Source organism: Streptomyces sp. Tue6028, from assembly GCF_002300165.1.
Taxonomy (GTDB): Bacteria; Actinomycetota; Actinomycetes; order Streptomycetales; family Streptomycetaceae; genus Streptomyces; species Streptomyces siamensis.
This window is the reverse complement of the sequence record NZ_MLCE01000032.1, coordinates 62,562-77,051: the sequence shown is the minus strand read 5'-3', so window position 1 is coordinate 77,051 and position 14,490 is coordinate 62,562. Positions and strand designations below refer to the sequence as shown.

General features: G+C 71.2%; 10 protein-coding genes and 1 pseudogene. 6 read left to right on the top strand and 5 right to left on the bottom strand.

Annotated elements, in window-relative coordinates; genetic code table 11:
- Positions 1–8 precede the first annotated feature (8 nt).
- From BKI49_RS30500 to BKI49_RS30490, 3 genes and pseudogenes are all read left to right on the top strand, one after another.
- Complete coding sequence (locus BKI49_RS30500) at positions 9–1,676, top strand: NAD(P)/FAD-dependent oxidoreductase (protein WP_095937507.1); 1,668 nt, start codon at positions 9–11, stop codon at positions 1,674–1,676.
- Positions 1,677–1,690: 14 nt separating this feature from the next.
- Entirely contained in the window at positions 1,691–3,877 is a 2,187-nt protein-coding gene (locus tag BKI49_RS30495; RefSeq protein ID WP_095937506.1) for a hypothetical protein, read from the top strand.
- Between the two features lie 229 nt (positions 3,878–4,106).
- Positions 4,107–4,760, top strand: a pseudogene (locus BKI49_RS30490) (TetR/AcrR family transcriptional regulator); the annotation flags it as partial.
- On the opposite strand, the gene BKI49_RS36385 reads toward BKI49_RS30490, so the two are convergent.
- Together BKI49_RS36385 and BKI49_RS30485 are read right to left on the bottom strand one after the other, a co-directional pair.
- A complete protein-coding gene (locus BKI49_RS36385; RefSeq protein ID WP_373557609.1) occupies positions 4,704–5,696 on the bottom strand; it encodes a DMT family protein in 993 nt (330 codons plus the stop codon). The pseudogene BKI49_RS30490 and the gene BKI49_RS36385 sit on opposite strands and share 57 nt — an antisense overlap.
- Before the next feature lie 220 nt (positions 5,697–5,916).
- The gene (locus BKI49_RS30485) at positions 5,917–7,665 is read right to left on the bottom strand and encodes an MFS transporter (RefSeq protein WP_095937504.1); all 1,749 of its coding nucleotides are present in this window, start codon (positions 7,663–7,665) and stop codon (positions 5,917–5,919) included.
- Positions 7,666–7,985: 320 nt separating this feature from the next.
- Between BKI49_RS30485 and BKI49_RS30480 the strand changes: the two genes are divergently transcribed.
- Positions 7,986–8,471 carry a hypothetical protein gene (locus BKI49_RS30480; protein WP_095937503.1) on the top strand — a complete coding sequence of 162 codons (486 nt, stop codon included), beginning with the start codon at positions 7,986–7,988 and terminating at the stop codon, positions 8,469–8,471.
- A gap of 351 nt (positions 8,472–8,822) precedes the next feature.
- On the opposite strand, the gene BKI49_RS30475 is transcribed toward BKI49_RS30480, so the two are convergent.
- On the bottom strand, positions 8,823–10,436 hold the full coding sequence (locus BKI49_RS30475) for a serine/threonine-protein kinase (RefSeq protein ID WP_095937502.1): 1,614 nt from the start codon (positions 10,434–10,436) through the stop codon (positions 8,823–8,825).
- Positions 10,437–10,692: 256 nt separating this feature from the next.
- On the opposite strand from BKI49_RS30475, the gene BKI49_RS30470 reads away from it, so the two are divergent.
- Complete coding sequence (locus tag BKI49_RS30470; protein WP_095937501.1) at positions 10,693–11,895, top strand: IS110 family RNA-guided transposase; 1,203 nt, start codon at positions 10,693–10,695, stop codon at positions 11,893–11,895.
- Between the two features lie 18 nt (positions 11,896–11,913).
- Here BKI49_RS30470 and BKI49_RS30465 read toward each other — a convergent pair whose 3' ends face one another.
- Both BKI49_RS30465 and BKI49_RS30460 read right to left on the bottom strand, forming a co-directional pair.
- On the bottom strand, positions 11,914–12,147 hold the full coding sequence (locus tag BKI49_RS30465) for a hypothetical protein (protein WP_086737115.1): 234 nt from the start codon (positions 12,145–12,147) through the stop codon (positions 11,914–11,916).
- 202 nt (positions 12,148–12,349) lie between these two features.
- Positions 12,350–12,895, bottom strand: coding sequence for a TetR/AcrR family transcriptional regulator (locus BKI49_RS30460; RefSeq protein ID WP_095937500.1), 546 nt, complete (start codon positions 12,893–12,895; stop codon positions 12,350–12,352).
- Between the two features lie 354 nt (positions 12,896–13,249).
- Here BKI49_RS30460 and BKI49_RS30455 point away from each other — a divergent pair.
- On the top strand, positions 13,250–14,490 hold a 1,241-nt coding region (locus BKI49_RS30455), incomplete at its 3' end, for a 2-oxoacid:acceptor oxidoreductase family protein (protein ID WP_373557608.1).

Genomic DNA, 14,490 nt, shown 5'->3' with positions numbered 1-14,490 from the left:
CGAGCATCATGCAACCGCTGCCCGCGTCCGACTCGCCCGACAAGGCCGTCCACGACGTCGCCGTCCTGGGCGCCGGAATCGCCGGCTCCATCCTCGCTGCCATCCTGAGCCGCAACGGGGTGAAGACGGTCCTGATCGACGCCGGCACCCACCCGCGCTTCGCGGTGGGCGAGTCCACGATCCCGTACACGTCCGTGATGCTGCGCATCCTCGCCGCCCGCTACGGAGTGCCGGAGATCGCGCATCTGAGCCACTTCTCGACGATGCGCTCCAAGGTGTCCTCGAACTCCGGCCAGAAGCGCAACTTCGGCTTCGTCTACCACCGCGAGGGCGAGAAGCAGGTCGCCGACGAGATCAACCAGTTCGTCATCCCGGTGGCGCTGTCCACCGAGTCCCACATGTTCCGCCAGGACGTCGACTCGTACATGTTCAACGTGGCCGTGCGCTACGGCGCGGTGCCGCGGCTCGGCACCCGGGTGTCCGAGGTCGAGGTGGACGGCTCGGGCGTCACGCTCGCCGTGGACGGCGGGCCCTCGATCCGCGCCCGCTACGTCGTCGACGCGGGCGGCCACAACTCGCCGCTGGCACGGAAGTTCGGACTGCGTGACGAGGTGCCGCAGCAGCGCACGCACTCGCGCACCCTCTTCACGCACATGATCGGGGTGCGGCCGTACGACGACTGCCCGGCCGGCCGGGCGCACGACAACCCAAGTCCGTGGCACCAGGGCACCCTGCACCATGTCTTCGACGGAGGCTGGGTGTGGGTCATCCCGTTCGACAACCACCGCGGCGCCACCAACCGGCTGTGCAGCGTCGGCCTGACCCTGGACCCGCGCAAGCACCCGAAGACGGATCTGCCGGCGGAGCAGGAGTTCGCGCAGTTCCTGGAGCGGTTCCCGGACATCGCCCCGCAGTTCAGGCACGCCAAGGCCGCCCGCCCGTGGGTGTCCACCGGGCGTCTGCAGTACTCCTCGCACCAGGTCGTCGGCGACCGCTTCTGTCTGACCTCGCACGCCGCGGGCTTCGTGGACGCGCTGTACTCGCGCGGACTGACGAACACCACCGACGTGGTCAACTCGCTGGCCTGGCGGCTGATCGAGGCGGCGAAGGACGACGACTTCTCCGCCGAACGGTTCGGGCACATCGAGACGCTCCAGCAGGGTCTCGTGCGCGCCCACGACGAAGTGGTCGCCTCCTCGTTCACGTCGTTCCGGGACTACGGGATGTGGAACGCCACGTTTCGTATGTGGGCGCTCGGCACGGTGCTGGGCACGCTCAACGCGCAGGACGCGCTCGTACGCTTCCAGCGCTCCAAGGACCCGATGATCTGGCGGGAGTTGGAGGCGCAGCCGCACCCGGGGGCACTGTTCCCCGCGAGCGTCGGCTTCAACAAGATCACCGATGCCGCGTGGGCGGCCTGCCGGGACGTCGAGGCCGGTCTGATGACTCCGGACCGGGCCACCGGCGAGCTGTTCGACCTGTTGCAGGACGACGGCTACGCGCCGCCGCCGTTCGGTCTGCACGACCCGGCGAACCGGTTCTACAACCCCAATCCGGCCCGCATGATCCGCACCATGCACTGGGCCCGCCGCGGCTCCGCGGCCGCGGACACCGGCCCCGTGGTGGCCGGCGCACTCGGCGGATTCCTGCGCTCCCGGCTGCGCAGGCACTCATGAGGAAGGACCGGCGCATGCCCAAGGAAGAACGCGCGGAGCGACCATCCCCGGCGGGCCCGGCCCGGCCGCCGGACCAGAGCTGGGCGGAGGGTGCCGAGGCGGTGGGTGCGGCCGAATCGGCGCTGCCCTACGAGCCGACGGCCGGCGCGGAGCCCGCGATCCGGACGGGCGGGGCCGACCCGGTGACCGGTACGCCGGCGACGGCCGCCGCCCGGACAAGGACCGGCACGGCGTCGACCGTCGCCCGCTCAAGGACCGGCAGGGCGCCGGCCGCCGCCTCCCCGGACAGCGGGTCGACCACCGGCGCCCGTGAGGGCGGTGACGCAACGAGCGCCGTCCGCAGGGGCGACGCGTCGGCGTCGGTCCGTACGGGCGGTGACTCGACGACCTCCGGCCGTACGGGCGGTGACGCGACGGCCTCCGGCCCCTCGGGCGGGACGGCGGACGCGTCGGCCCGTGCCGCACGGCCCGCCGGCGCGAGCGCACCGACCGGTGCCGCACAGCCCGCCGGCGCCGGCACGCCCACGGGCGCCGACGCCCCGGCCCGTCCGGCGCCGCGGCCCGCCCCCGCGCACCCCGGCCGCCGGACGCGGCACACCGTGGCCGTGCTCGGCGCGCACCTCGGCGGCGGCATGCTCGCCGCGATCCTGGCCCGCGCCGGGATCGACGTGGTGCTGGTGGACTCGCCGCACGACGCGACGACCCCGGCGGGCGAGACGACCGTCCCCTACACCGCGGAGGTCTTCGAACTGCTCGCGCGCCGCTACGGCGTGCCCGAGCTGTCCGCCCTAGGCCACTTCGGGCAGTTGCCGGCCGAGGTGCGCAGGACCTCCGGGGTCAAGTCGAGCATCGGCTTCGTGTACGCGCGGCCCGGCGCTCCCGTACGGCCGCACCAGGTGGTGCAGTTCAACGTCCCCAGCGAGCACGGCGAGTCGCATCTGTACCGGCCCGACGTCGAGGCCTGGGTGCACCGGCTCGCGGCGGGACACGGCGCGAAGGTTCCGCAGGGCCGCCCGGTCTTCACCGAAGTACGCGGCGAGGCGGGCGACTTCACGATCGAGCTGGCCGACGGCAGCGAGGTCGGGGCGGCGTTCGTGGTCGACATGTCGGGCCCCGACGCGCCGATGCTGCGCCGCCTCGGACCCGACCCGGCCCTGCGTCCGCTGCGGCATTCCTCGCGGGTGCTCACCGCGCACCTGCGGGGGGTGCGTCCGCTGGAGCGGCGGGTGGACCCCGGCGAGGGCGGCACGCCCTGGACGGGCGGCACCACGCAGGTGGTCTTCCCGGGCGGCTGGATCCAGCTCGTCCCGTTCGGCGACGACCGCACCGGCGAGAACGGGCTGACCAGCGTGGCGGTGAGTCTCGACGCCAAGCTGTGGCCGCAGCGGTCGGCGTCCGCCGAGGAGGACTTCCAGCAGCTGATACGTCAGTTCCCGGATCTGGAATGGCAGTTCGCAAAGGCCACCGCGGTGCGGGCGTGGACCGGTTCCGAGCCGTGGCAGTACGGCGCCAACACGGCCGCCGGCGACGGTTTCGTGGTCCTCGACCGCTCCGCCGTCCGCTGCGACTTCACACTGTCCCGGGACGTCACCCTGACCGCGGAACTGGTCCACGAGGCCGCCGCGCACCTCATCGCCGCGGCGGACAGCGGCGACTGGTCGGTGGAGCGCTTCCGGCCCCTGGAGTCCTTCCAGGCCGCGCTGATCGAGCACGGCGACCGGCTGCTGCGTACGGCACTCACCGCGACCACCGACTTCAGGCTCTGGAACGCCTTCTGCCGAGTGTGGCTGCTGCACTCCATGTTCGCCGCCCTCTCCCTCAAGCGGGCCCGCAACGACGCCCTGTCCGCGCCCGGACGGGCCGACCGGTGGCGGGAGTTGGAGCGGTACCGCGGCGCGGGGCTGTGGTTCCCGGTCTACCCGGGCTTCGTCGCCCTGTTCGACGACATGGACCGGCTGGCGCGCCAGGTGGCCGACAACCGGCTGGCGGCCGGTGTCGCGGCCGAGCGGATTTTCGGCCAGTTGCGCAGGGCGTCCTTCGTGCCGCCGCTGTTCGCCTTCGGTGATCCCACCGACCGCTACTACAACTTCACCCCGCTGAAGCGGGTCAAGGTCCTGTTGTGGGCGAAGCGCCGGGCGCCGTACATGGTCCACCGGGTCCTCACACGGGGGGCCACCGTACTGCCCGACGTGGAGCGGTAGGCGGACGCTTCGGGGAGATCGCAGGAATTCGGGCAGAGGAACCGCCGTCCCGCAAAGGCTCGCCCGAACGGGCCCGGGACGGCGGTTCCTTGTCGCGCGACGGCCGCGGAGCGCGAAAAGGGGCCGCCGCTGATCGGATCCGGCCAGCCCGCGCGCGGTCGCGCGATTCGGGCTCGACACCGCCGCGTCCTGCCGGAATGCTCCCTACCGGGGGGTCTTCCCATGTGGGATGCTGATATCGTCGATTTCCTACACGCATGAATTAATACCCGAAGGGGGACTGGTGAGCGCCGGAAACGGGATCCCCTGTGCCACGCAGGCGAACGCGCAGCCGGGCGACGCAGCCCGCGGCAGGCGGTCGTCCTCACGCGGCGGAGGCCGACGTCCGGGGCAGAGCAGCACCAAGGAGCAGATCCTGTCGGCCGCGCTCGCCCTCTTCGCCGAGAAGGGCTATTCGGGCACCACGATGCGTGGCATCGCACAGCAGGCACAGGTCGACCCGGCCCTCATCCACCACTTCTTCAGCAACAAGGAAGGCGTGTTCCAGGACGCCGTCCAGTCCCGCCTCGACGTGTCGGCCCTCTTCGACCCGCTGACGGACGACGACGCCGAGCCGGTCCTGGAGCGCCGCGGCGAGCGGATCGTGCGTACGTTCCTGTCGTACTGGGAGGACGAGTCGACGCGGCCCGCGCTGGTCGCGATCTATCGCACCGGACTGTCGGACGAGTCGACCTCGAAGGCGTTCCGTGACCGCATCGAGGAGGGCTTCGCGGCCTGCGTGCGGCGGATCGTCCCCGAGCGGAGCGACCGCACCCAGGCACTGGCGTCACTGGTGTCCGCGCAGCTCGCCGGCCTGGTGATGCTGCGGTACGTCCTGCGGATGGAGCCGCTCGCCTCGCTCGACTTCGAGGAGCTCGTCGAGTGGTTCGCGCCCGCCGTGGACGTGCACTTCGACCGGCTCTCGGAGGGCTAGCCGCCCCCGGGCGGCGGCCTCGGTGTGCGTGCGCGCGAGGACGAGGACGCCCCGTACGGCGGCGGCCGCCGCGGCACATCCCGCCGGCGCCGCGGGAAGGCCACCGGGGTAGCGGTCCCCCAGGACCAGGACCCCGACGACCACGGCGAAACCGGGGTTGACCAGAGTGAGGGTGGCCAGCGGCGCCTCCAGGCCGCCCCGGTAGGCGAGTTGGGACAGTGTGAGGCCCGCGACGGCCAGGCAGGCCACGCCGGCCGCGAGCGCGACGGCGGACAGCGGCAGCCGTAGGGCGCCGCCCCGGGTCAGTTCCAGGACCGCGGTCTGGGTGAGCGCCGAGGCCGCGCCGAACGCCACCCCCGCGGCCACCGCGTGCCAGAGGCTGGTGGTGATGCCGCGCCGGGCGGTGGCAGCCGCCACGACGGAGATCCCGAGCACGGCGACGGTCAGGCCCAGGACGCCGGCCGTCTGCGCCGGGGTCAGTGTCCGGCTGGCCTGTGCGGACCGGGTCAGGAAGAGCAGTCCGGCGACACCGGCGACGGCGCAGGCGATGCCGGAGCACTGGGCCGCGGTGGTACGGCGCCGCCGCGCGAGCGCGGACAGCAGGGGCGCCGCGACCAGGGTGAGCACACCGAGCATCTGCACGGCCACCAGCGAACCGAAGCGCAGTGCCGCCGTGTGCAGCGCCGCGCCCAGCAGGTTGAGCGCCAGTGACGCCCACCAGGTCGCTCCGCGCAGGGCGGCGCGGCGCCCGTGTCCGGTCGCCGTGGTGGCCACCGCCCGTTGCGCGACGGCCGCACCGGCGTACGCCAGCGCCGAGGCGGCGCCGAGCGCGAGAACCGAGAACACGGTTCGTCCTTTCACCGCGCGGGCGCGGGTGCTGGAGGGCGGACCGGCACGGGGCCGGGACGAACGGGAGGAAGGGGAACGGGAGAACGAGCAACGGAGGGAGGGGAGGAAGGAGTTGGCGGGCGAAGGGCCGCGCACGACGGCGCCGCCCGCCCGGTCGCGACGGGCGTGCGCCCGTCGCGACCGCCGCCGGCGGCGTGTCGTTCCGCACCGGGCCGGGTCAGGCTCCCCCGGGCACGTCCTGGACGTCCTCGGGACGGATCTTCGGGAGGGCGAGAACGAGTAGGCAGGACAGGCCGAAGCAGCCGATCTGCCAGAACACCACCTGCTCGAAGCTGTCGCCGAAGTTGGACTTGCGCGCCTCGGGCACGGCCTTGCCGAGCACCGCGGCCTGCACCTGCGCCTTGGTCTGCGCCGGCACCGGCGCGCTCGCCATCTGCTTCTCGATGCGCGCGCAGCTCGGCGGTGTGGCGGTGAGGTCCTTCTGGTTCATCTTGTCGTGGAAGCAGGTCCGGAATCCCGTGGTGACCTGCGTCTGCTGCGCCTCGGAGAGTCCGGCCGCGGCGAGATCGGCGCGCAGTTCGGGCAGCGCGGTCCGACTGGCGCCGTCGGCGTTCGACCCGAGCAGTCCGTAGAAGAGGATGCCGGCGACGGCGATGCCGATGGCGATGCCGACCTGCTGCACGGTGGCGAGCATGCCGGACGCCGAACCGGCCTCACGGGAGCGGATGCCGGCCAGGATGATCCCTGTGCAGGGGGCGAGGAAGAAGCCGCCGCCGAGGCCGGCGACCATCAGCGAGGGGATCAACTGGTAGCCGTGCAGGTCCGATCCGGCCCAGTGCAGGGTGCCGATCACACCCGACATGCCGACGAGCAGCAGGCCGGTGCCGACCGCGAGGGTCTTCGTGCCGAGCCGCTTCACGACGGCCGCCGAACGGGCCGAACCGACCGCGATGAGCGCGGCGAAGCCGAGGCTGACCAGTCCCGCGGAGATCGGGGTGTAGCCGAAGCCGATCTGCAGGCTCATGAAGAAGACCATGAAGAACGACGGGATGCCCGCGAAGAACACCACACTGATCACGAGGCCGACCGTGAACGAGCGCTCCTTGAACAGCCCGCTCGGCACCAGCGGTGACCTGTCGGCCAGCTTCGACAGCTTGTTCTCGTACACGAAGAACTCGGCGAGCACGAGCGGACTCAGCACGAGGAGCACCAGGCTCCAGCCGGGCCAGTCGTGTTCACGCCCGATGACCAGCGGCAGGATCAGGCTGAAGAGTCCGGCGCTGAGGATGATCGCGCCGGTGACGTCGAGCCTCCGGGCACCGCCGCCCGAGGACTCCGGGATCTTGGCGAGGCCGAGGAGCAGGGCGATCAGGCCGACCGGCAGGTTGACGTAGAAGATGGCCCGCCAGTCGGTGTCCATGATGTTCAGCTCGATCAGCCAGCCGCCGAGCACCGGACCGAGCACCGTGCCGAGTCCCACCGAAGCGCCGTACATCGCGAGCGCCTTGGGGCGTTCCTTGGCCGAGAACGTGACCTGGATGATCGACAGCACCTGAGGGAACATCAGGCCCGAGCACATGCCCTGGAGCACCCGGGACACGATCAGGAAGGTCGAACTGGGGGCCGCGCCGCACAGCGCCGAGGCGAGGGTGAAGCCGAGCATGCCGATCAGGAAGATCTTGCGGCGCCCGTAGATGTCGCCGAGCCGGCCACCGGTCACCAGGACGCACGCGAAGGCGAGCGAGTAGACGGCGACGACCAGCTGGATCTCGGCGAACGTCGAGCCGAGGTCGCTCTGCAGCGAGGGCAGGGCGACCATCGTGATCGTGGTGTCCAGCATCTGCATGAAGATGGCGGACAGCGTGACGGCGAGGATCACCCAGCGTGCGGGGTTGGCCGGGGATCCCGGGACGGGCGAAGTGCCGGGCGGGGCAGCCGCCTTCACGCCCGCGTCAATCGATTCCATGTTCCCTCCTTGGGTACGCCGTCCGCTGACAGCACCCCGAGTTATTCATTCTCCAATGAAGTCTACGAGTACTGAATTCTAATCCGCAAGGTCGATGGCTGTGTTCCGGACAGCGCTGTCCGCTCCAACGGCCGTTCATGTGCGGCTCGTTGACGTGCGGGTACTGCTACGGGACAGTCAGGAGCGGCTGTGAGCAGGCGCGTTCCGGATCAGCGACGGGCGGCCGAGTCCGGCCTCCTCGCGCTCCCGTGCCGTCGCCGGGTCAACACCTGCCGAACCGCCCGGCACCTGTGGCCGGACCGGCGTGACAGCATGCGGTCATGTCTGTCCCGCACCCCGGCGGCGCCCCCTATGCGATCACCGTGCTGTACTCCGTGCCCGATGACGCCTGGTACCTGGAACTGGAGCTCGTCGGCGAGCGACCAGCCCTGGTGACCGCGATCGTTCCCGACGAGGACCCGGCACGGGAGCCGACGGTCTGCTTCGACCCCGGGCGGCACCTGGACGTGCCGTACGAGGTGATGCGCTGGTTCATGGACCAGGTCGAGGAGGAGATCCGCACGTCCCGCGCCTGGATGCGGCTGCGCCCCGAACTCGTCGAGGTCGTCCACCGACTGCGCCAGGAGCACATGGGTGCCGTCGAGGACGACCGCTTCCCTCAGGTCCTTGAAGAGGTGCGCGCGGCGGTTCCGGAGGCCGACCTCCCCGCTATGCTCGCCGCCGCGTTCGGGCGGAGGCCCGACGGAACCACCATGGACGGTCCGCGGGCGCCCCGGCCCGCGGACGACCGGGGAGCCGGAACCTGAGCGGGCTTCAGGAGAGGGCTCGCGACGCTTCCACGGCCTCGGACAGGCACGCGCGGTCGTGCGCGCCGATCAGCCCGTCCGGCATCGTCCCGTCGTCCGGCAGCGCGCGCAGCGATGAGGGATGTGCGGCGAACGCGGCCCGGCACCGAGCGCGTTCCAGGTGATCGCGGCCCGGCACCGGGCGCGTTCCAGGCAATCACGGTCGACACCGGGCGCGTTCCAGGCAATCACGGTCGACACCGGGCGCGTTCCAGGCAATCACGGTCGACACCGAGGAGCGACACCTGGCGTTCGTCGTCCGCGTCGACGGGCCGGGACAGCTCCGCGGCGACGCCTTCCGGCACGCCCGCCTCAGGCCGCCCGCCAGACCGTCATGTCCGCGGTCACGAAGCTGGACCCGCTCTGCGGCAGCGCGGTCGACTTCACCTGGATCACCAGCAGCGCGATGTCCCCGGAAGGGTGCCTGACGCAGATCTCGCTGCCGGCCGCCGCCGCGGCGAGCGGGAGGCGGTGACTGTCGGCGCCCTTGAGGATGAGACGGCACGAATCGAGGGTGGCTCCCGGCTTGCCGTACACCATCGCGATCACGCTGCTGTCGCTCTCCAGCGCGCAGGTCTCGCCACAGACGAAGCGGACGTCCCCCTTGCGGTCCTTCCGCTCGACCGGTTCCTCGATGTCCAGCGAGTTCTTCTCGTCCAGCCACTGGAAGGGGTACGGGACGGCTCGCGGCGGCCCGGACGCGCTCTGGGAGGGGTGCGCGGCTCCGGCTGCCCGGCCGTCCGCTCCCGAGGTCGCCACGGATGCGGGTGAGGACGCCGACGAGCGTGCGGACGCCGCCGGACCGGATGCCGAGGGTCCGGCCGCGTTCCGATGGCCGAGCCGATCCTTCGCGTCCATCACCGTCCACGCCAGGCCGACCAGGCCCGCCAGCAACAGCGCGCCCGCCGTGACGACGGCGCCCGTGACCAGCGCGGTGCGCCGGCGGCGGGACCGTCGGGCGTCCGTTCCGGCCGGCTGAGGCCTGGCGAGCAACGGCAGCGTGTGCACCGGGGTGGGATCGGGGACCGGAGGGGGCACCGTCACCTCCGGCCCGGCGACCTCCCGCCAGACGGACGGCCCCGCCCCCGCGTCGGCGTCCCGGCCCAGCCGCTGCCGGCACCAGGCGACGACCTCCGCCGGGGTGACCCGCTCCTCCGGATCGGCCGCCAGACACCGGGCGACGACCGGACGCAGCTGCTCGGGAAGGAGGGACAGGTCGGGTTCCGAATGCACGATCCGGTAGAGCACGTTGACGGCGGGTCCGTCCCCGTACAGCGGCTCGCCCAGCGCCGCGAACGCCGCCGTCTGACCGAGCGCGAAGACATCGCTGGCCGCGGTGACCTCCCCCGCGGACGCCTGCTCGGGCGCCATGAACGACGGGGTGCCGATGGCGGTGCCCGTGGCGGTGTGCGACGTGGCGTCGGAGGCCAGCGAGATGCCGAAGTCGATCACGCGCGGCCCGTCGGCGGCCAGCAGCACGTTGGACGGTTTCAGGTCCCGGTGCACGATTCCGGCACCGTGGATGGCCTGAAGCGCCTCGGCGACCCCCGCCATCAGCCACAGCACGGCGGGCACCGGCAGTGGTCCGCGCCGGGCGACGGCCTCCGCCAGGGAGGGCCCGGGCACGTACAGCGTGGCCAGCCAGGGCGGTACGCCTTCCGCGTCGGCGTCGATCAACTCGGCGGTGTACGCACCCCGGACCCGCCGGGCCGCCTTGATCTCCCGGCGGAACCGCCGGCGGAAGTCCGGGTCGTCGGCCAGCTCCGGGCGCACCGCCTTGATCGCCACCGGTCGCCCGCCCTGTGTGTGGGACAGGTAGACCCGGCCCATGCCACCCGCACCGAGCCGGGCGGCGAGGCGGTACCCGGCCACCTGGGTCGGATCGTCCGCCTGAAGTGGCTGGAACACCTCGGTGGCGTTGTCCATCGGCCCTCGTCCCCCCCCCCGTTACCTTTTTCGTGGCTCCGCAATGGGGCCTCCGGCCGTCGGGTCCGGCATGGCTTCCCCCTCCTGTTGTTGATGATCCGGGGGGTGGTGTCACCGGGTCCGGAGGCATCGACGGACCGCTGATGAGGGGCTTGAGCACCGGCTTCACTGGAGCCGGAAGAGCTCTCCGTAACGTGGATGTGGCAGCTCGGTGCCCTGCCAGGGCCGGACGAAAGCGTGATGGAGGGGCCTGCACGTGCTCGACACCGGCGACATCGACGTCTTCCTCGGCCTGGACGTCGGCAAGGGCGAACACCACGCCACCGCCGTCACCCCGGCCGGGAAGAAGGCGTTCGACAAGCGGCTGCCCAACACCGAGCCCAGGCTCCGGGAGCTGTTCGCGAAACTCCAGGCCAAGCACGGAACGGTGCTGGTCGTCGTCGATCAGCCCGCCTCGATCGGGGCTCTGCCGCTGGCGGTTGCGCGGGACATGGGCTGCCCGGTCGCCTACCTGCCGGGGCTGACGATGCGACGCATCGCCGACCTCTACCCGGGTGAAGCCAAGACGGACGCGAGGGACGCATTCGTCATCGCGGACGCGGCCCGCGCGATGCCTCACACGCTGCGGGCGATCGACGGCGAGGACGAGACGATCGCCGAGCTGGAGATGATCGTCGGGTTCGACGACGACCTGGCCGGCGAGGCGACCCGGGTCACGAACCGGCTGCACGGCCTGCTGACCCAGATCCATCCGTCGCTGGAGCGGGTACTGGGGCCGCGGTTGCAGCACCCGGCCGTCCTCACGCTGCTGGAACGGTTCGGGTCACCGGCCCAGATACGCAAGGCCGGCCGCCGACGGCTGGTCACTCTGCTGCGGCCGAAGGCGCCGAGGATGGCCGAGCGGCTGGTCGAGGAGATCTTCACCGCGCTGGACGAACAGACCGTGACCGTCCCGGGGACCGAGGCGGCCGCGCTGATGGTCCCGAGCCTCGCCGCCTCGCTGACAGCCGTCCTTGACCAGCGCAAACTGCTGGCTGGACGGATCGAAGAACTCCTGGAGGACCACCCTCTTTCCAAGGTCCTGACGTCGATGCCGGGAGTCGGCGTGAGGACCGGAGCCCGCATCCTGATCGAGGTCGGCGACGGCAGGACCTTCCCGACCGCCGGCCACCTCGCCGCCTACGCCGGTCTCGCCCCGGCGACCCGAAGCTCAGGCTCATCGATCCGCGGCGAACAGCCCTCCAGGAGGGGAAACAAACAGCTCAAACGAGCCTTCTTCCTCTCCGCGTTCGCCGCCCTGGGCGACCCGGCTTCGAGGGTCTACTACGACAAGAAGATCGCCCAGGGCAAGCACCACACTCAGGCCCTGCTCTGCCTCGCCAGACGCCGGGCCGACGTCCTTTTCGCCATGCTCCGCGACGGAACCTTCTACGAACTCCGACCGGCTGCGGCCAGGTGAGGAGTCCAAACCGCTCGATCAGTCCTCCGGCCGAAGCCGCTGACGGGCAGCCTCAAGCCGCTGGTCATAGTCAGGCGCGAACAGCTCAGGAAGCGTCTTGTCGAGCGTTCCGGCGATTCGATGGATCGGTGCCCAGACCGCCGGATCGTCGACAACGCGGCTGAGGTCCGTCATCTGGAGCTTCTCCAGCCAGTGCGACAGCACCAGTGCCTCGTCACTCGTGAGCTTGATCGTGACCTGGCTATCACTCATGCACACCCCTACAGCTCGGCCCGTCCTCGACCGCACGAACCTACTGGCCTTGGACCTTGACCAAACGCATAGGGGCACCACCCCCCGCACCGGCGGTCGTCGCTTCCACGGCAACGGAGCGGCGTCCGCGAGCCGCAGAGCCCGTGAGCCCGTGAGCCCGTGAGCCCGTGAGGGCAACGACGACTGCGGCCCGCGACGCCCCTCAGTCTCCGGCCGGGGCGTGAACCGCCCCTGTCGGATCCGCCGCGAGAAACGCGGCCACCGCCGGAGCAAGCACACGCACGAGTTCCGAGGAGTCGCCCTCCGCACTCAACTCCGATGGCAACAGGCCCATGTGACGTGACGTCATGACACCGACGAGCAGACTGCTGATCAGCGCCAGCCTGATCTCGTCCGCTCCCCCGACCCCTTCCGGGACCAGGGACTGGCTCATCCGTTCCCGGGCCGCGGGCAGGTCGAGCGCGGAGCGCAGCACACCGAGGATGCGCCGCCGCTGGACAGGGTCGCCCCAGTCGGTCACCGCGTGCCGCAGGAGCCACTCGGCCGTGCCCGGATCGCGTCGCGCCATCGCCTCGCGGAAGATCTCGGCCGGCCTGACCGTCTCCGCGACGACGGCGTCGTACAGCGCCTCCTTGGAGGTGAAGTAGTGGCCGATCAGCGCGGGATCACAGCCCGCGTCCGCGGCCACCGCGCGGAGCGAGGTGTTGCGGTAGCCGAGTTCGGCGAAGAGATCCGCGGCGGAGCGCATGATGGCCCGACGACTCCCTGCCGCGCCTCTGGTTTCGGCCAAGGCGGCACTTCCTCTCGATCACGAGTTCCCCCGAAGGACGTGCCTCCCGCCCGGTCTCCACACGGGTGCTTTCGCGGCGACGGGGCAGCGTGACGCCACCCTCCACATCAATTCATCCAGCCATGAAGTCTACACACAGTGACTTCTTGGGTCAAAGCTTTCGCGACATCCGAGACGTACGCCAACACCCTTACAGGCGTGGGCGTTTGGCACGTTACCAGCACGGGTGATCGATACCCGGAACGCGCGCCGAGTGCTTGCCACCGCGCCTCCCCGCACCCCGCCGCACGCAATTCAACGCCCATTGAAATTGTGCGGCGATCCCCCTACGCTCGCAGCGGGCGCCCAACCCTCGTTCAGTGCGACGGCTCTGCGGGTGCGCATGCCCGCGCACGCGCACTCCGCCCCAGGGAGAGGCACTTGCAGGTGACGAAACAGACGGACCGGCTCGACCGGGTGATCATCCGGTTCTCGGGTGACTCGGGCGACGGCATGCAGCTCACGGGTGATCTGTTCACCTCTCAGACGGCGTCCTTCGGCAATGACCTGGCGACGCTGCCGAACTTCCCCGCCGAGATCCGCGCGCCCGCAGGCACCCTGCCGGGGGTGTCCAGCTTCCAGTTGCACTTCGCGGACCACGACATCCTCACGCCCGGTGACGCGCCGAACGTGCTGGTCGCGATGAACCCGGCCGCCCTGAAGGCGAACATCGGCGACGTGCCGCGCGGCGCGGAGATCATCGTCAACACGGACGAGTTCACCAAGCGGGCGATGACGAAGGTCGGCTACGCGAACAGCCCGCTGGAGGACGGCTCCCTGGACGGCTACCGCGTCCATCCCGTACCCCTCAACACCCTCACCGTGGAGGCGCTCGCCGACTTCGGCCTGGCCCGCAAGGACGCCGACCGCTGCAAGAACATGTTCGCGCTGGGTCTGCTGTCGTGGATGTACCACCGGCCGACCGAGGGGACCGAGAAGTTCCTGCGGAGCAAGTTCGCGAAGAAGCCGGACATCGCCGCCGCGAACATCGCCGCCTTCCGCGCGGGCTGGAACTTCGGCGAGACCACCGAGGACTTCGCCGTCTCCTACGAAGTCGCCCCCGCGGCAGAGGCCTTCCCCGCCGGCACCTACCGGAACATCTCCGGGAACCTGGCCCTCTCGTACGGTCTCGTCGCCGCCTCGCAGCAGGCCGACCTGCCGCTGTACCTCGGCTCGTACCCGATCACGCCGGCCTCGGACATCCTGCACGAGCTGAGCAAGCACAAGAACTTCGGCGTCCGCACCTTCCAGGCCGAGGACGAGATCGCCGCCGTCGGCGCGGCCCTGGGCGCCGCGTTCGGCGGTTCACTCGCCGTCACCACGACCTCCGGCCCCGGCGTCACCCTCAAGGCCGAGGCGGTCGGTCTGGCGGTGTCGCTCGAACTGCCGCTGCTGGTCGTCGACATCCAGCGCGGCGGCCCCTCCACGGGCCTGCCGACCAAGACCGAGCAGGCCGACCTGCTCCAGGCGATGTTCGGCCGCAACGGCGAGGCACCCGTCCCGGTCGTCGCCCC